At 34.8% G+C, this 16,743-nt stretch carries 15 protein-coding genes and 1 other annotated feature (1 of these 16 running past the window's edge); of the genes, 1 reads left to right on the top strand and 14 read right to left on the bottom strand.

Annotation, left to right across the window (positions count from 1 at the left end; genetic code table 11):
- Window positions 1-111, bottom strand: a binding site (T-box leader) (it extends 127 nt beyond the left edge of the window).
- A gap of 75 nt (window positions 112-186) precedes the next feature.
- The 9 genes from NSQ59_RS09705 to NSQ59_RS09665 all read right to left on the bottom strand — a co-directional run bounded on the left by NSQ59_RS09705 (window position 187) and on the right by NSQ59_RS09665 (window position 6,448).
- Entirely contained in the window at window positions 187-702 is a 516-nt protein-coding gene (locus tag NSQ59_RS09705) for a DUF4352 domain-containing protein (protein WP_126648653.1), read from the bottom strand.
- A complete protein-coding gene (locus NSQ59_RS09700; RefSeq protein ID WP_340830926.1) occupies window positions 702-1,367 on the bottom strand; it encodes an ATP-binding cassette domain-containing protein in 666 nt (221 codons plus the stop codon). The genes NSQ59_RS09705 and NSQ59_RS09700 overlap by 1 nt, the downstream gene beginning before the upstream one ends.
- Window positions 1,368-1,379: 12 nt before the next feature.
- Window positions 1,380-2,192 carry a hypothetical protein gene (locus tag NSQ59_RS09695; protein ID WP_340830924.1) on the bottom strand — a complete coding sequence of 271 codons (813 nt, stop codon included), beginning with the start codon at window positions 2,190-2,192 and terminating at the stop codon, window positions 1,380-1,382.
- Window positions 2,189-2,941: a hypothetical protein gene (locus tag NSQ59_RS09690; protein WP_126648650.1), complete on the bottom strand. Its 753-nt coding sequence runs from the start codon at window positions 2,939-2,941 to the stop codon at window positions 2,189-2,191. Before NSQ59_RS09690 ends, NSQ59_RS09695 begins: the two co-directional genes overlap by 4 nt.
- Window positions 2,942-2,975: 34 nt before the next feature.
- Entirely contained in the window at window positions 2,976-3,752 is a 777-nt protein-coding gene (locus NSQ59_RS09685; RefSeq protein WP_126648649.1) for a hypothetical protein, read from the bottom strand.
- A gap of 17 nt (window positions 3,753-3,769) precedes the next feature.
- Window positions 3,770-4,540 (bottom strand): hypothetical protein, encoded by a 771-nt coding sequence (locus tag NSQ59_RS09680; protein WP_126648648.1) that lies wholly within the window; start codon window positions 4,538-4,540, stop codon window positions 3,770-3,772.
- Window positions 4,537-5,436 carry a hypothetical protein gene (locus NSQ59_RS09675; protein ID WP_126648647.1) on the bottom strand — a complete coding sequence of 300 codons (900 nt, stop codon included), beginning with the start codon at window positions 5,434-5,436 and terminating at the stop codon, window positions 4,537-4,539. Before NSQ59_RS09675 ends, NSQ59_RS09680 begins: the two co-directional genes overlap by 4 nt.
- Window positions 5,437-5,520: 84 nt before the next feature.
- Window positions 5,521-5,820, bottom strand: a complete 300-nt coding sequence (locus tag NSQ59_RS09670; protein ID WP_340830918.1) for a hypothetical protein — start codon at window positions 5,818-5,820, stop codon at window positions 5,521-5,523.
- Window positions 5,821-6,271: 451 nt separating this feature from the next.
- Complete coding sequence (locus tag NSQ59_RS09665; RefSeq protein ID WP_126648645.1) at window positions 6,272-6,448, bottom strand: RNA polymerase subunit sigma-70; 177 nt, start codon at window positions 6,446-6,448, stop codon at window positions 6,272-6,274.
- A gap of 189 nt (window positions 6,449-6,637) precedes the next feature.
- Between NSQ59_RS09665 and NSQ59_RS09660 the strand changes: the two genes are divergently transcribed.
- Window positions 6,638-8,380, top strand: coding sequence for an SH3 domain-containing protein (locus NSQ59_RS09660; RefSeq protein WP_340830916.1), 1,743 nt, complete (start codon window positions 6,638-6,640; stop codon window positions 8,378-8,380).
- A 69-nt stretch (window positions 8,381-8,449) separates the two neighbouring features.
- Here the strand turns inward: NSQ59_RS09660 and dtd are convergent, their stop codons facing one another.
- The 5 genes from dtd to secDF form a co-directional block, all read right to left on the bottom strand.
- A complete protein-coding gene (gene dtd, locus NSQ59_RS09655; protein WP_340830914.1) occupies window positions 8,450-8,899 on the bottom strand; it encodes a D-aminoacyl-tRNA deacylase in 450 nt (149 codons plus the stop codon).
- Window positions 8,900-8,929: 30 nt separating this feature from the next.
- Window positions 8,930-11,119, bottom strand: a complete 2,190-nt coding sequence (locus tag NSQ59_RS09650; RefSeq protein ID WP_126648642.1) for a RelA/SpoT family protein — start codon at window positions 11,117-11,119, stop codon at window positions 8,930-8,932.
- 327 nt (window positions 11,120-11,446) lie between these two features.
- Window positions 11,447-11,959, bottom strand: a complete 513-nt coding sequence (locus tag NSQ59_RS09645; RefSeq protein ID WP_055739163.1) for an adenine phosphoribosyltransferase — start codon at window positions 11,957-11,959, stop codon at window positions 11,447-11,449.
- Window positions 11,950-14,319, bottom strand: a complete 2,370-nt coding sequence (recJ, locus tag NSQ59_RS09640; protein ID WP_340830910.1) for a single-stranded-DNA-specific exonuclease RecJ — start codon at window positions 14,317-14,319, stop codon at window positions 11,950-11,952. Before recJ ends, NSQ59_RS09645 begins: the two co-directional genes overlap by 10 nt.
- A gap of 146 nt (window positions 14,320-14,465) precedes the next feature.
- Entirely contained in the window at window positions 14,466-16,733 is a 2,268-nt protein-coding gene (secDF, locus tag NSQ59_RS09635; protein WP_055739161.1) for a protein translocase subunit SecDF, read from the bottom strand.
- Between the last annotated feature and the right edge of the window lie 10 nt (window positions 16,734-16,743).

Genomic DNA, 16,743 nt, shown 5'->3' with positions numbered 1-16,743 from the left:
GAAACCTACAAAGTGTTCATTCGCTAAGTCATCATGCAGAGTGCTTCCAGCCTAGGCAACTCTTCTCTTTCCATGTGTGTCCTAACTACTATGCTTTATCGACGGTTTTTGTTTGAATATGAACGTTTAATATTTATATAATAATACGAGTGGAAAAACGTATTGTCAAGTGGATATGAAAAAAATTTATAATGCAATCGAAATCCCATATCTTTTTCCTTTTTTATACTTAGCATCCACTTGTTTTCTATAAAAACTCTGGTCGATATAAAGCTTTCCTTTCTTCCCTTTATATTGTAGTGGGACATGATAGAGTAATGTAAAATTTACCGTTGAATTCGGTGGTAAATCCTGTAATTCTTCGGCGTCAAAATTACCTTCATTGGTTTGCAGATAATTCCCCCCGTATGTGAGCTTCGTTTCGATAATATTAATAAGTGACACATTTTTATCCGATGTGTTTTTTACTTCCATATCAATAGAAACGGGAATGGATTTATAACCATTATTATTTTCCGCTTTGCCGTATTGGACGTTGTTAACTTGAAAGGTCGCTTTATCAAAGGGAACTATTTCCCCTGCCTTATAGGTTTTTATTTCATATTTTTTAGCAATGCCATCATTGACAAAGTAAACTCTTATTCCCCATCCAATGAACGCTAGGATTACAACTATTAGCAATATCATGGTTTTTCTTTTCATTATTTTGCCCCTTGAATATCGTAGTGATCAATAATTTTACCATTTTCCATCATGAAAATTTCATCGGAAAGATAGTTGAGCTCCTCTTTGTCATGACTAGCTATTAAAATACATTTATTTTCCTTCTTTAAATCAAGCAGCAATTTCTTCAATTCTTCTATCCCATCTGTATCAAGTGCATTAGTCGGTTCATCTAATATAATCAGTTCCGGCTCTTCCATAATTGCTTGTGCAATCCCCAAACGTTGCTTCATTCCTAATGAATATTTACGGTATTTGCGTTTATCATCAGGATCTAAGCCGACTAATCGAATTGACTCTTTAATTCGTTCATCATCAATTTGGTCTTTTAATCTAGCGAGCATTTTCAAATTTTCAAATCCAGTATATCCGTTTAGAAATCCAGGATATTCAATTAATACGCCTACGCTTGGAGGAAATGACATTTCCTTACCTAAAGTGGCTCCCCCAACTGTCACGGTGCCTTCTGTTGGTCTGATTAAACCACAAAGTGCTCTAAATAACATTGTTTTGCCGGAACCATTCTTCCCTCTAAATCCATATATAAATCCCTTTTTTAAAGATAAATTAATATCTTTTAAAATTAATTGTTTTTTTATTTCCTTTGACAAGTGTTCCGCCTTTACATAAACAGTTTCTGTCATTTTTTTAGCCCCCTAAAGCATATCTTTTTTCCTAAATACAATGAATGTTATGATTGCTAAAAATATAAATAAAACTACGGAATAAATGATAGAAAACATTAACGTAAGATGGTGCTCTCCATCAAAAATAGCTTGTTTCATAATCATGGAATGAATAGCAGGCAGCCATATAATATCGGAAATAGTTGAAATACCACTCAACAATATCACACCTAGAAATGTTACAATCGGTGGAATGAATTGAACAAAAAGAAGGTACATTACCGATAATACAATCGTTGTCAGAAAAAATCCTAGAAAAATCCGAAAAATTAATTGTCCTGGTGAAACTAATATTTCCATGCTAGAAGCAATAAAACGGTTAAAGTATTCTGATCCTCCAATGGAAAAACTTCCTGTAACAAGGCTTGAAAAAAAATAAATAATTAAGAAAATCATCACGTAAATAAAGGTTGTTTGAGTGACAATCCAACAAAATTTAGAAAAGATATATTTGCCCTTCGAATGAATACGTAATAATAAATAGGTACGATTATTACTTATATCTTGAGAGAAATAATCGCTAATTAAAAATAGTACAAAGAACTGAATAAAAAACCAGTAAATCGGAGGCTTGTAATCTGATAACTGATGAACATAACCATTATCTTTCATCAGGAAATAAAATATTCCTACATTATCACTTCCAAAAGTTTTTAATCGGACACTGATTATTATCGTAAGAACAGCTATTATGCTTAAAAAAATGATCAATTTAAATTTCCCATAAGATAAGTTATAAGATATATCTCTTAAAATGAGTTTAAACATTGATTGTTTCTTCATGAAAGAAAATCCTTCCTTTCATATAGCATACCTGCAGTCCCATATAATAAAAGAGTAATAACAAATAAATATATACAATGATAGATGGTGATCATTGGATCTAGCCAGTTTCTTATGGACAATGTAGTTGTCAATGTATAAAACGGCGTTCTAAAGACCCCAGTTTGGTCCAAGGCTGCTAAGCCAATTAATATAATCATGATAATTGCACTATTATTGGTAAGCTGTTTTAGAAACAGTACGGAAAAACAGATCATTAAAAAACCTAAAAACTTTGTAACGAGTAGAGATATAATTATATGTTCAACAGATACATTCGGTACAATTGATTGGAACGTTTCCTTATTATGTAATAGTTGTGCGATGGAACCTGAGTAATTAAGCCATGTATTGTTCATTCCCACCAGCGTTCCTCCAATAAGGAAAGAGATGAGCATTATTAGACAGGTTAAAATGAATGATAGAAGAAACGCACATATAACATGGGCATGCCATGTTCGAAAACGTGAACCAAAGGTGGTTACATATAATGGACTTTCAAACTTTTCAGTTACCTGATTGAAAAATGTCACAATAACAGGTATTGCTACGGTGTATATCATAAGGTGGTTCGTACTTCCTTTGGTGCCCCCTATATCCGCAATTAAATCGAAAATTCCTTTCTTACTAGGTCCCTCATTAGCTATAATTGTTAAAATCGTGAGTATTAATAGGCAGTAAACTGCAGCAATTAACCAAGCTTTTTTCATTGATAAAATCTCTCTTAATGAAAGACGAAATAGTTTAAATCGTTTCATGCTTATCACCTAACACATAATACCAAATAAAAGTTCCAGCCAATCCTACAATTAAAAAAGATGGAATTTCTATTGAAGCCTTTACATTCCATAAAAATATATCAGATAAAGAATTCATTCTTAATGAAGTAAGCAAAATATCAATAATTAAGACGATTAAGAAAGGAAAAATTAAGACAATATATCGATTTTTTATTATTGTGGAAAAGGCAAGTCCTAAAGAAGCTAACATCCCACCAAATAAAAAGATAATAAGCATTCGTAACATCACATATAGGAATGGATGACTATAGAATAATTGTGGCCAAAAAGAATCTTCTATCACTATAGGCATACCAAAATATTGATTATTTTCAATTAAAGGAAATGCAGTCATTTCACCTAAAAAATTTACAATAAGTGGAAAGGTAGATACAGATCCCCCAACAAGAAAATTCACTATGAAACGGACCCGTAAATATTTGTTCTTGTTCACTTTTGTCAAAATATTTTTGATAAACCCAGAATTAAAATCCTCCGCATAAGCATCCGAATATGCTAGGGTTGCAAGAAGGGGAAAAATCAAACTATAAATATGATAGGTATTCCCAGTAAAAAACATCCAACTAATATACGCACTCATCGGATAATCAACATAATAATCTTTTGTAACGCCATGCGGCCATAAATCAATGACCGGTATGACCGCTAGAATGAAACCTAGAATAATTACTAACCAGAAAATAGGATTCTTCTTAATTCGACTAACTTCTAATTTGAACATATTTATCACCCTGCCAATCAATCGAAGAATTCTTTCTTATCATAGAGCTTTATACAAATATAATAGAATATAACAATTCCTAGCATAAAATAAACTAGATTAAACAACTGATCACTTGGAGATATCCAAGTCTCTAATGTAATGCTTGCCCTCCCTAAAAACAAGGTGAATTGATTTGAAAAAAAACCATCAATCCCAAGAAAAATCCAAGAAACAAAAAAAACATATATATTCTTCTTAAGAAAGGATTTTAGAAGAATAATAAATAAGGTTATACATAGAATTGCGAGAAATCTTGAACTAATAATGTATAACCATACTTTCATACTTGTAACATGTGGAAGATAAATAGAAAAGTAATCTTTATTATCTAAAAGGAAGTAAACCATCCCATCCTTTGTCCCCCACAAATTATGAACATTTCCCGTAGCGATAAACGAAGCTATGATTCCACTTAAAACCATAAATAAGGTAAAGAAGGCACTCGCCATAATAGCAAAGATCAAATGATTGTAGAATAGCTTTCGTTTATTTTCGATTCTTAAAACATACATATCCATTTCCATTTTATCAATCAATAATGGGAATAAAATTGCTAATACCGGCAGTACACCTAATATAATCGGCATCATACCCGCACTGCCGCCCCATCTAAGATTGACTATATAATCAAATAGAGAGTTGCTGAAAACTTTGTCGACACTAAGAATACTTACAACATCTATCACTATGAAGTAAATAATTAATAATAAGAGCATTTTCTTGGGAATAAATTTAATCTCACTCATTTACTTGTATCCGTCCCGCCTGTTTTTTCTTCGTAATTCTCTATATCACTAATGTTAAATTCCATATTTGAAATTTTCTTGCTGCCAGAAATGTCTAGATGAAAAACATCATTTGAAATTCCCTGGTTGATCTTAATTTTCCGTACAGTAATAGAAAGTATTTCTTTACTTTCATGACCGTAACATTTTAAATCTAGTAGCGCACCCGTTTCTTTTGATACAACCATTGTAAAAGGTCCCTGCAAACTCTCGGATACTTTGTCGGTAATATTCCCTTTTATTTTATAAACTGGCATACCGAATTTCTTTCCTTCTTTGTAAGACCAATCTGGGTAATTATTATATATTAGAGCCCACCATTCGCTATTAGTCACGTTGTTAAATAAACCAATAAAATGATTGTCATTTTTCTCTTCTCGTTGTCTAGTAAAAATGTGTTTATTTGGTCTTTGCCGAAGAACAATACCGTCCTTTAGTAAAACTTGAATTGTTTCTACAATTTTACCATTAATAATTTTTTCAAAGTTAGCACGATTTTTGCGTTGATCAAAATCAGTATAAAATTGCATATGACTAATACCATCTTTATCGTGGTGATTTTCTTCATATTCTCCTTCGGCATTTTTTATATAGTTCATGGAGAAATACATTTTTTTCACAATTTTAAATTGATTAGGGTATTTTTTTGCATATTCTTCTTCAGCAGGAAGTCTAAAAGGAAATTTTTCTTCCTTTACTGGATGTTTTCCATTCAAATTATTGGGTTTTTGTTTATTAGTCGCTTCCTCAATTTTTTTACTCGCAATTAAGGCTTTAATATCAGGATAAACTTTAATACCTACTAAAGTTAAACCTAACAATGTAACTAATACAACGGGCAGCAATTTTTTTATCATAAATTTAGTCCACCACCAAAAATTATCTTACGTTGAAGCAATGATGGATAATTTAAACTATCCATCATTGCCTCATCAATAAAATTAAATAGAATCTGGACTCCAATCACCTGATCCGTAAAATGAATTATTACCGTCACCAACTGCTTTAATACGAACTTTTACTCCATATCCATTATCTTCATATGCATGATTGGATAAGTATACTCCTTGATTAATATTTGACTTAGAAAAAGTGTAATACCAAGTCTTTGAAAAATTAGAATAGTTCTCCTTGACCACAGAAGCGGTATAAGAAGGATTGGTGGCAAATCCAGATAAATCTTTTAACTTCATCCATGCCGAAGTACTATCATATTTAGGACGTGGGTCTGTATAGTCCACATTTGTTCCACTAGGAAAATTAAAGGTATATTGTGTATTACCACTGTTATTCGCAAAACTAGAAATAGAACCAACCGATAATAACCCAGCTATCGCAATAACACATGCATAAAATATTTTTTAGATTTTCATTCAATTCTCCTCCCCAACAATTTTTTTATTTTGTAACCGATTACAATTTTATGGTAACAAAATGGGAAAAGAACCTCAACCAATTTTCGCCAATTTTCACCCTATTTTAAAAAATGAGTAAATAGCACTATGATTATAATCCCTATTAATTCTCATTTACTTCATTAAGTTTATTTTTAACACTTATGTAGAATAATGTATAAAAAAAGTATGGTCCTCTATGATGCTGATTAGGGAACAATCATTCACATCATAAAAGATCATACTGCTATTTTTTGTAGAATCTTTTTCATGATATTATCATTCTTTATGAATAAATCTAAGAACGTTCCAATTTCTTTTTTAGTAATTTTACTTCTCCTAAAGATAAACCAAATTCCGATGCAAGCTCTATGGAATGCGCTTGATTTTCTCTTTCCATAAAGTGATGAAAGTCTGTATGAAAAATTTGACTGCTTCCTGCATTGCTTATTTGATTTTTGTCATTTATTCTCATGTAGTGTCTCCTTTTCCCTATTTATTTCGTATTGGATTCAAAAATTGTCATATTATTATTCTTTCCCACGATAATTCTTTTCTTTCATTAAACAGGAGATTTTTATTTTATAAAGAATACATACATGTGGCACTAAAATAGGGAAATCCCTTAAGCTCGCGAAAAAAGATAAGGAGGTGCATCACCCTATTGGGTAGAAAATTAACATTTATTTTGCTGATATTATTACTTACGTGCACTGGATTTAATCAGCCAGTGAAAAAGGTTCAGGCGGAAACAAGCAAAGTAACCGTTAATGCATCCGTGCTGAATATTCGAAAAGGCCCTGGATTATCGTATCCGATTTTGAAGCAGGTGCAAAAAGGAGATCAATTTACTGTTTTACAGAAAAAAAATGATTGGTATGAAATTAAAATGCCTTCCGGGGATACAGGTTGGGCAGCTAGTTGGCTTGTTTCATTAAACGAGTCCAATACAGTTGGTGGCGGAACAGGTACTGTAACGGTAGATGGAGTGCGTTTAAGAAGCGGTCCAAGTTCAGACTCTTCTATTTTGCGAGTACTTCAAAAAGATCAGGTTGTAACCATTCAATCGCAAAATGGAAATTGGGTAAGGGTCACGGTAGATGGAGGGAATGGGTGGATATCAAAAGACTTTCTTTCTTCAAAGGAAAAGGTGTCTATTCAGTCTTCCAGCAGTAAAGGAATAGTGACAGTGGATAATCTTAATATCCGAACCTCTCCAACTATTTCGAGCAGTGTAATTGGTTCTTTAAACACCGGCAATGAACTTAATATATTGGAAGAGCAAAACGGTTGGGTTCATTTTACCATGGGTGCACTGGAAGGCTGGGTCAGCAGCCAGTATGTTCAAAAGGTAAGCGGAAATGAAGGGAACCAGAATACTCAGTCGAAAAATTCCAATCAAAAGATGACAGGAACTGTAAATGTTAACTCCATTAATGTTCGCAGTAAACCTTCATTAGATGGAAAAATCATTGGATCTATAACAAGTGGCCAAAGCTTTGAAATCGAAAAGGAAGAAAACAATTGGATTGAAATTAAGCTTAATAACCAGATTGGATGGATTGCTGGCTGGTATGTCAATAAATCCACTCAATCCACCGTTACAGCTCCCCAGAAAGGAAGTCAAAAAGGCAGCGTTACGATTCTTTACAATGGGACCAATTTAAGAGGCAACGCCACGACTAACTCCAGCATTCTTTCAAGAGCAAATGCCGGAGATTCCTTTAATATTCTGGATACTGTGAACGATTGGTATAAAATTCAGCTAAAAAATGGCGGAATTGCTTATGTTGCTTCTTGGTTGGTTTCATCCAGTGAAACTAAGTCTAAATCATCTGAGATGAATACACCTCCTAGTACTACTGGTGGTCTTAAGGGAAAAATCATCGTAATTGACCCCGGCCATGGCGGTCAGGACAAAGGTACTAGCGGATATAGAGGGACATTTGAAAAGAATATTACATTGAGTACTGCTATGAAGCTATATCAAAAATTAAAAAATGCTGGTGCCAATGTTATTTTAACGAGAAGTGATGATCATTATATTTCATTGCCTGCTCGTGTGGGAATAGCACAAAACAATCATGCGGACGCCTTTATAAGCATTCATTTTGATAGTTTAAAAGAAGACCAAAGTGTTACTGGGCATACTACTTACTACTATCACGAGAATCAAAAAGAATTGGCGAATGATATTGACCAGGGCATTTCAGCTTCCGTTTCTGTAAAAGACAGAGGAGTTCGATTCGGGGATTTTCATGTTATTCGGGAAAACAGCGGTCCTGCTGTTTTGACGGAATTAGGATATTTAAGTAATCCTAATGAAGAGCTCCTCATTAATACCCAGCAATACCAAGAGCTTGTTTCTACAGGTATCTATAATGGATTAGTGGAATATTTCAAATAGTACCAGAAACAAAATGGGTTATGGTACATGTCGCTTATCCACAAAAAAAAGAGAGAATCTGATTATATGTCAGATTCTCTCTTTGCTTTCCACAATAAGTGTTACAGGACCATCGTTAATTAGCTTTACATCCATCATTGCACCAAACTCTCCAGTCTCAACATGGATGTCTGCTTTTCTTAGACATTCATTAAAATATTCATAAATGGATAACGCATGCTCTGGCCTTGCTGCATCCATAAAATTTGGTCTTCTGCCTTTTCGACAATCACCATATAATGTGAATTGAGATATAGACAGGATTTGCCCTCCTACATCCAGTAAAGAATAATTCATCTTTTCATTTTCATCTTCAAAGACTCGAAGATGGACAATCTTATCTGCCACATATTTCGCATCTTCCAACGTATCTGAATGAGTGATTCCTACAAGGAGGACAAATCCAGCGGAAATTTGCCCGACGATTTTGCCGTTTACTTCTACACTTGCTTCCTTACTTCTTTGTAATACTACACGCATGAATCAGTATACTCCTTTAAAAAAACATCTTTAGCTCATAATGCGGCGAACAGAATAAATATCAGGAATTTGTTTAATTCTTTCCACTACTTTATGAAGATGGCTAATATTTACAATAGAAATAGACATCGTGATAGTAGCCATTTTATTCCGGTCAGATCGACCGCTTACAGCTGTAATGTTTGTTTTTGTTTCATTAACCGCCTGCAATACCTCGTTTAATAACCCCCGACGATCGTAACCAGATATTTCAATGTCGACATTATATTCCTTACGATTGGTAGAATCTGATTCCCATTCAACCGCAATAAGGCGATTTTGCAACTCTTCATCGGTGACATTTGGACAATCTGCTCTGTGTACAGAAACCCCTCTGCCTTTAGTAATGAAACCTACAATTTCATCACCAGGAACCGGATTACAACAACGTGATAAACGAATTAATAGATTATCAATTCCTTTAACTACTACACCAGTCTCGTGTTTTTTCTTCTTTGGAGGAGCTTTAAGCTCTGTCATCACTTCTTGAACAGCTTCTTCTTGATCGCGTTTTTTGCGCCATTTTTCTGTTAAACGATTGGCAATCTGCAAAGCAGTAATCCCGTTATATCCAACTGCTGCGTACATATCATCTTCTTGAACAAAATTGAACTTCTCTGCAACTTTCTTAACATTATCCGTCGTTAAGATTTCCTTTAAATCAAAGTCCATATTTTTGATTTCTTTTTCGACTAATTCTTTACCTTTAATAATGTTTTCTTCTTTTTGCTGTTTTTTAAAGAATTGCCGTATTTTATTTTTTGCTTGGGATGTTTGGGCTAACTTTATCCAATCCCTGCTTGGACCATAGGAATGTTTGGAAGTTAAGATTTCAATAATGTCACCCGTTTTTAACTTATAATCCAGTGTTACCATCTTGCCATTTATCTTGGCACCAATTGTTTTATTACCAATCTCAGAATGAATTCGATAAGCAAAGTCTATTGGGACGGAACCAGACGGAAGTTCAATGACATCACCCTTTGGGGTAAAAACAAATACCATGTCAGAGAACAGGTCAATTTTTAGCGACTCCATAAACTCTTCCGCATTAGCGGATTCATTTTGAAATTCTAATATTTCCCTAAACCAGGACAGTTTTTTCTCAAATGATGTTTGGTTATTAACGGACTTGCCTTCTTTATACGCCCAGTGTGCGGCAACCCCAAATTCTGAGATTCGATGCATCTCAAATGTTCTAATCTGAACTTCCAATGGATCTCCCTTGGGACCAATTACCGTTGTATGCAAGGATTGATACATGTTTGGTTTAGGCATGGCGATATAATCTTTAAAACGGCCCGGCATCGGTTTCCAGCAAGTATGAATAATTCCGAGCACAGCGTAGCAATCCTTTATACTGTTAACAACAATTCGCACAGCTAATAAATCATAAATTTCATTAAATTGCTTATGCTGGAGAACCATTTTTCGATAGATGGAATAAATATGCTTTGGTCTCCCAGAAATATCAGCTTTTATTGATACATCATTTAATCGTTCTTTTACCTCATCAATAACATCATCCAAATACTGCTCCCTTTCAGCACGCTTCCGTTTCATTAAATTGACAATTCGATAATATTGTTGGGGATTTAAGTACCTGAGGGCCGTATCCTCGAGCTCCCATTTTATTTTGGAAATCCCGAGTCGATGTGCAAGTGGGGCGAAAATTTCCAAAGTTTCATTTGCGATTCTTCTCTGTTTTTCGATTGGCAAATGCTTTAAGGTTCTCATATTATGAAGACGGTCGGCTAGCTTTATTAAAATCACACGTATATCCTGTGCCATCGCCACAAACATTTTTCTGTGATTTTCCGCTTGTTGTTCCTCATGGGATTTATATTTAATTTTTCCTAACTTTGTGACACCGTCGACTAACATGGCTACTTCTTCATTAAATTCATCACAGATTTCTTCAAGTGTGACACTCGTATCCTCTACGACATCATGAAGAAAGCCCGCTGCCACTGTGGAAGGATCCATTTCCAAATCCGCTAATATCCCAGCTACCTGGATGGGATGGATAATGTATGGTTCTCCTGATTTGCGGAACTGTTCCTTATGAGCTTCATTTGCAAATTCATATGCTTTAAGCACTAATGCAACATGTTCTTCGTTTAAATATTCTTTTGTTCTATTTATCACATCATCGGCGGATAAAATTTGATCTTTCGCCATAGTATAAGATCACCTTTAAATGAATTTTTGAATGATTGTATTTATTATCGAAAAAAAAACGAATATTGTAAAGTAATTCATGACGTTTTTTTATGGAAATTAATATATATTTGTCGAATCTTCACACATAAAACAATATTACTATATGCTCTTTTCGTAATCTTTGTTGTTTTTGTAGATAAAAGCTAATAAATATCCTTATTTCGGTAATTAGCGAACTTTTTAAAGTGCCCCGAAATGAAGATGATATTGTTTTTTTACGATTTACAAAAAGCTACAATCTATTACGTAAATAGTTACTAAAAAAAGCACTCACTTGAGTGCCTTTTAATATTCCATTAATGTAAGTATATCGTAACCGTCTAATTTTTTGCGACCTTCTAAATAAGATAGTTCAATTAAGAAAGCGATTCCAGCCACAACTCCTCCAAGCTCCTCAACAAGTTTGATTGTTGCTTCAATTGTTCCTCCTGTAGCAAGCAAATCATCTGTAATAAGAACTCGTTGACCTGGTTTTATTGCATCTTTGTGAATGGTTAAGGCATCCTTGCCATATTCCAAGCCGTATTCAACTTGAATCGTTTCTCTAGGAAGTTTTCCAGGTTTTCTTACCGGCGCAAAGCCAACTCCAAGAGCATACGCAACTGGGCAGCCAATAATAAATCCGCGTGCTTCCGGACCAACAACAAGATCAATTTCTTTTTCCTTTGCATATTTAACTATTTCATCTGTCGCAAATTTATATGCCTCGCCATTATCCATTAATGTCGTAATATCCTTAAATACAATACCTTGCTTTGGCCAATCTGGGACAATTGTTACATACTGCTTTAAATCCATTTCGTCATTTCCTCCTCATGTTCCACTGTTCGTGAAACTCTTTCATCAAACCATGATTTCAACTCTTTATATGATGAATATAGAAGTTCATTTTCAAGAGTTATTTGTTGTTGTTTTTCTTGATATGTTTTTGATTCGACTAAATCTCTTTTTACTTTTACAGGTTTTAAGGAAATTAGCCCATCCTCTATTGTAACAAATTCCAGATCAAAAAACACCTGTGACATGAAATCAATTGTTTTACGTGACCAACCTTTAAACGCTGCAAGCTGATCTCCTTGTCTCATTACATTAAATGTCTTTTGCTTTATTAGGAAGCCATAGAACCATTTAAAATGCTCCCTTGTTGGAATGGTGCTGAAATAATGATCCTGTTCGTGAAAAAAATGACAATAAATACGACTAGGCTTCTTGTCTTTTATAAGCATTTCTAATTTTGTCATGGACGTCGGGAGATCTAATAGGACGATATTTCGATCATCAATTTGCATTTCCAAGCATTGCCTTTCATCTTTCATTTCAACAATATCGAATTGTAAAGAATCAAGCGCCAGCTTTTCTAACGTTTGATGTTGAAAGACAATAAAAAGACTCTCATTCTTTGGAATAAATGGTATCCATTTGTTCCATTGTTTAACCCCTCGAAAGTCAAAGAGCTGCCATTCTTCTATTTTCATATCCCTCAAAAAGATTTGGGGCTTACGAACATTATTCCACTCATTTATTGCTAATTCTCCCAATACCGAAACACTTGCTAAAGGCGAAACTTGATGAAAATAATCCCCCATACCAAATCCGACTCCATCCAATATAGAGCCTTCTTTTTCAAGCACTACTTTTAAATGCTTATTGTCTGCGCCAATTTGTCTCAATTGACTAATGGATAATTTTTCGATCATTATTTTCGGTTTTGGATTGCCAGTTCCATATGGCGCTAGTAAGTTTAATTCCTGAATAGATTCTAAATTTACTTCTTCAATTGGAATATTGGCATCTATTTCTGTAATCGGAATAAAATCTTCACTGGATAAGCTTGTATTTGCTAAATGATTTAACCGAGTTCGTAATTCCGATACATCATCCAATGACAATGTCATCCCTGCTGCCATTGTATGTCCACCAAAATGAGGGAGTATATCACGGCAAGTAGATAAATTTTGAAAGAGGTCAAAACCGACTATACTTCTTGCAGAACCTTTTGCTAATTTCTTTTCCGTATCAAAGCTTAAAACAATGGTCGGTCGGTAATAGCGTTCAACAAGCCTCGAAGCGACGATTCCTATGACACCGGGATTCCATCCCTCTTTTCCGATAACGATTACTTTATTTTCCTGAAGGTCGAATTCCGCTTCAATCATGGAAATAGCATCTTTTGTTATGTCATTAACTATTGACTGCCTTTCTTTATTTATGCCGTCAATCTCTTTAGCAATCTCGTTTGCTGCTTCGAAATCATCTGTTAATAGCAATTCAACAGCAGGAGCCGCATGATCCAAACGACCTGGAGCGTTTAATCGGGGTGCAAGCATGAATCCCACCGTTTCTTCATTAATATCTTCCGGTGATGAATTAGATAACGCGTATAATGCACGGATTCCAGGACGCTCCGTAATCCCCAATTTCTTTAAGCCTTTTTTTACAATAAGACGATTTTCTCCATGTAAAGGAACTAGATCGGCCACAGTACCGATCGTTACAACATCTAACAATTCCTCTGGCACTCTGCCATACAAAGCATGAGCCAATTTAAATGCTACTCCAACACCAGCTAGTTCCTTAAATGGATATTTACTCTCTGGATGTTTTGGATGGACAATAGCAAGTGCTTCCGGAAGTTCTGGACCAGGTTCATGATGATCGGTAATAATCAAGTCCATTCCTAATTCTTTTGCTAGCAATGCCTCATTAATTGCAGCTATGCCTGTATCGACTGTAATAATTAATTTATACCCATTGTCAGCCGCCCAGCGAAAAGCCTTTTCGTTGGGGCCATAGCCTTCCGTGAAACGATTAGGAATATAAAAATCAACACTCGCACCTAAATCCTTTAAAACCGTCATGAGCACTGTTGTACTGCTGACACCGTCCGCATCATAATCCCCAAATACGAGAATTTTCTCTCCGTTTGCAATGCTTTCGTTAATTCTTTGAACGGCAATATCCATATCTGGTAAAAGATAAGGATCATGAAAAGATGTATCCTCCATAAATAAAAAAGACCTCGCTTCTTCCGTTTCTACAATTCCACGATTCACTAAAAGAATAGAAACTAGCGGGGTAATGTTTAATTGTTCTACTAGTTTTCGAGCAGCTGAAGATACTGTCTCTTTGACAACCCAGCGCGTTTTTGACTTTAACATAGGTTCACCTCTTAACATTCTAATTATACAATTAATCCTTCCTACCTGTCATCCTATCAATTTAGAGGTGATAAAAAAATTGATTCTTTCAAAATTATACCAATAGATAAAAAAGGCACCTGTTATATCAGGTACCTTTTGTATTGTTATACTTGTGGTTCATCCGACCATTTACGTTTTTCTTTTACTGTTTTTAGAGGCCCTTTTTTCTTCAATTCGCGTTTCTTTAGATCAAACCAAAGCTGTGCCGCGATGAAAATGGAAGAATAACAACCCATAACCAATCCGACTAACAAGGCGATAGAGAAGTTTCTAATAGACTCGCTTCCGAATATTAACAATGCTAAAGCTGTAATAACAACGGTTAGCACAGTGTTAATAGAACGGGTCAATGTTTGGCGAATACCTGCATTTACAATGTTCGCAAGTTCCTCTGTCGTTTTAACCCTTCCTTTCGACTTCATGTTATCACGGATTCGGTCGAAGGTAACAATCGTATCATTAATGGAATAACCAACGATTGTTAAAACAGCCGCAATAAAGGTTAAATCTACTTCCAGTCTTGTAATACTGAAGAAAGCTACAATCAAAAAGGCATCATGTAAGAGCGAAACAATTGCCGCAAGCCCCATCCTCCATTCAAATCGAAGGGAAACGTAGATAATGATTCCTATTGCAGCGATAATGAGCGAAATAATCGCATTCTTCGCAAGTTCTTTCCCAACAGTAGGAGATACTTTGCTCAAACTAGTTGTGTTATGTCCATATTTTTTGTCAAAATAGGATTTTACTTGTTCCTCTTTCTGTTTTGAAAAGTCGTCCTTAAATCGGACAACACCAACTTGATTTTTATTTCCGCCTAATACTATATCTTCTGAAGTCAGATGAAGCGATTGTATATCAGATCGGATTTGTTGCTCCGTCAACGGTTGTTTTGCCATTATTTGCAAACGAGTACCTTTGGAAAAATCAATACTTAAATTCAAGCGGAAAATCGCAAGGAAAATAATCCCTAGAACGGTAAGAGCAATGGAAATTGTATAAAATATTTTGCGATGCTTTACAAAATCAAATTTATCGAAACGTGTTGATAAATCATGTGTATCAACATTTTCCGCTAGATTATGGATAGATTTTCGATTAACCCCAAACCAACCTGGTCTATTTTTCAGCAGATTACTGTTAACCCAGAATCCCAAGAAAATTCGAGCCCCGTAAACGGCTGTAAGGAAACTTAATAGGATACTGATAATTAACATGGTTGCAAACCCTTTTACAGAGCTGTTCCCATAAACAAATAATACGGCGGCAGCTAATATCGTAGTGATATTGGCATCAAAAATCGCGATAAAGGATGATTTATTTCCGGCATGAAAGGCAGCTTTTATCGTCCTTCCAACCCGAATTTCTTCCTTGATCCGCTCATAGGTAATGATATTGGCATCTACTGCCATACCGACCCCGAGAACTAAAGCCGCAATTCCCGGCAATGTTAAAACACCATGTATTAAATAGAAGATTAAAAGCGTTAAATAAATATAAATGAACAATGTAACCGTTGCAATAATTCCTGGCAAACGATAATAACCAATCATAAATAAGAAAATAACTAGAACACCTATAACACCTGCTGTAACAGTTGTATTTAGAGAGTGTTGACCGAACTTCGCACCAACAGATGTGGAGTATTCTTCTTTCATTTTAACCGGCAGTGCACCTGCTTTTAATAGAGATGCTAGATTTTGTGCCTCTTCCACGGTGAAATGTCCCGTTATTTGTACACTATCTGTATTTAATACTTGAGATACACTTGGATTAGAAAGGAATTTTGGATTTTTTTTGCTAAGTTCTTTTTTATAAGAATCTTTCCCTTCTTGAAAATCCATCCAAATAATTAATTGATTATTTGGTGACATATCAAGAATTTTTTTTGTAACATTTTTAAACTTATTGCGATCTTTTAATTTCAAAACTACATCTGGATTTCCAGATTCGTCAAAGGATTGCTTCGCAGATCCTTGTACTAAATCCGTTCCATCCATCATCTTTTTATCATTTACATCACGAAATGATATATTTGCTTCGGTAGACAGCATTTTTCGTGCTTCATCTTGATTCTTTACCCCTGCAAGCTGAACACGAATTCTGTCCTTGCCTTCAATTTGAATATTAGGTTCGTTAACACCTAACGCATTTACACGTTTATCAAGTGCCTGTACCGTACTATTCAAAACGTCTTTTGTAATTTTCTGACCCTTAATTGCCGGCTCAACTTTGTACAAAACTTCAAATCCGCCTTGCAAATCGAGACCTAAGTTAATTTTTTTAACAATACTATCCGTAGTGCCTCCCATGAGTCCGGCAAACAAAAGGACAATCAGAAAAAAGGCAATAATACGACTTCTTTTTACCATTATGTAAATC

It is taken from the genome of Margalitia sp. FSL K6-0131 (assembly GCF_038008735.1).
Lineage (GTDB): Bacteria > Bacillota > Bacilli > Bacillales > Bacillaceae_C > Margalitia > Margalitia shackletonii.
This window is presented reverse-complemented; position numbering and strand designations above follow the sequence as displayed.

What these genes read in the sequence shown, in the direction of transcription:
- NSQ59_RS09685 (WP_126648649.1), bottom strand. Translation starts at nt 3,752, where the DNA reads ATGTTCAAATTAGAAGTTAGTCGAATTAAGAAGAATCCTATTTTCTGG.
- NSQ59_RS09675 (WP_126648647.1), bottom strand. Translation starts at nt 5,436, where the DNA reads ATGATAAAAAAATTGCTGCCCGTTGTATTAGTTACATTGTTAGGTTTA.
- secDF (WP_055739161.1), bottom strand. Translation starts at nt 16,733, where the DNA reads ATGGTAAAAAGAAGTCGTATTATTGCCTTTTTTCTGATTGTCCTTTTG.
- NSQ59_RS09650 (WP_126648642.1), bottom strand. Translation starts at nt 11,119, where the DNA reads ATGGCGAAAGATCAAATTTTATCCGCCGATGATGTGATAAATAGAACA.
- NSQ59_RS09645 (WP_055739163.1), bottom strand. Translation starts at nt 11,959, where the DNA reads ATGGATTTAAAGCAGTATGTAACAATTGTCCCAGATTGGCCAAAGCAA.
- NSQ59_RS09705 (WP_126648653.1), bottom strand. Translation starts at nt 702, where the DNA reads ATGAAAAGAAAAACCATGATATTGCTAATAGTTGTAATCCTAGCGTTC.
- dtd (WP_340830914.1), bottom strand. Translation starts at nt 8,899, where the DNA reads ATGCGTGTAGTATTACAAAGAAGTAAGGAAGCAAGTGTAGAAGTAAAC.
- NSQ59_RS09665 (WP_126648645.1), bottom strand. Translation starts at nt 6,448, where the DNA reads ATGAGAATAAATGACAAAAATCAAATAAGCAATGCAGGAAGCAGTCAA.
- NSQ59_RS09680 (WP_126648648.1), bottom strand. Translation starts at nt 4,540, where the DNA reads ATGAGTGAGATTAAATTTATTCCCAAGAAAATGCTCTTATTATTAATT.
- recJ (WP_340830910.1), bottom strand. Translation starts at nt 14,319, where the DNA reads ATGTTAAAGTCAAAAACGCGCTGGGTTGTCAAAGAGACAGTATCTTCA.
- NSQ59_RS09700 (WP_340830926.1), bottom strand. Translation starts at nt 1,367, where the DNA reads ATGACAGAAACTGTTTATGTAAAGGCGGAACACTTGTCAAAGGAAATA.
- NSQ59_RS09695 (WP_340830924.1), bottom strand. Translation starts at nt 2,192, where the DNA reads ATGAAGAAACAATCAATGTTTAAACTCATTTTAAGAGATATATCTTAT.
- NSQ59_RS09690 (WP_126648650.1), bottom strand. Translation starts at nt 2,941, where the DNA reads ATGAAAAAAGCTTGGTTAATTGCTGCAGTTTACTGCCTATTAATACTC.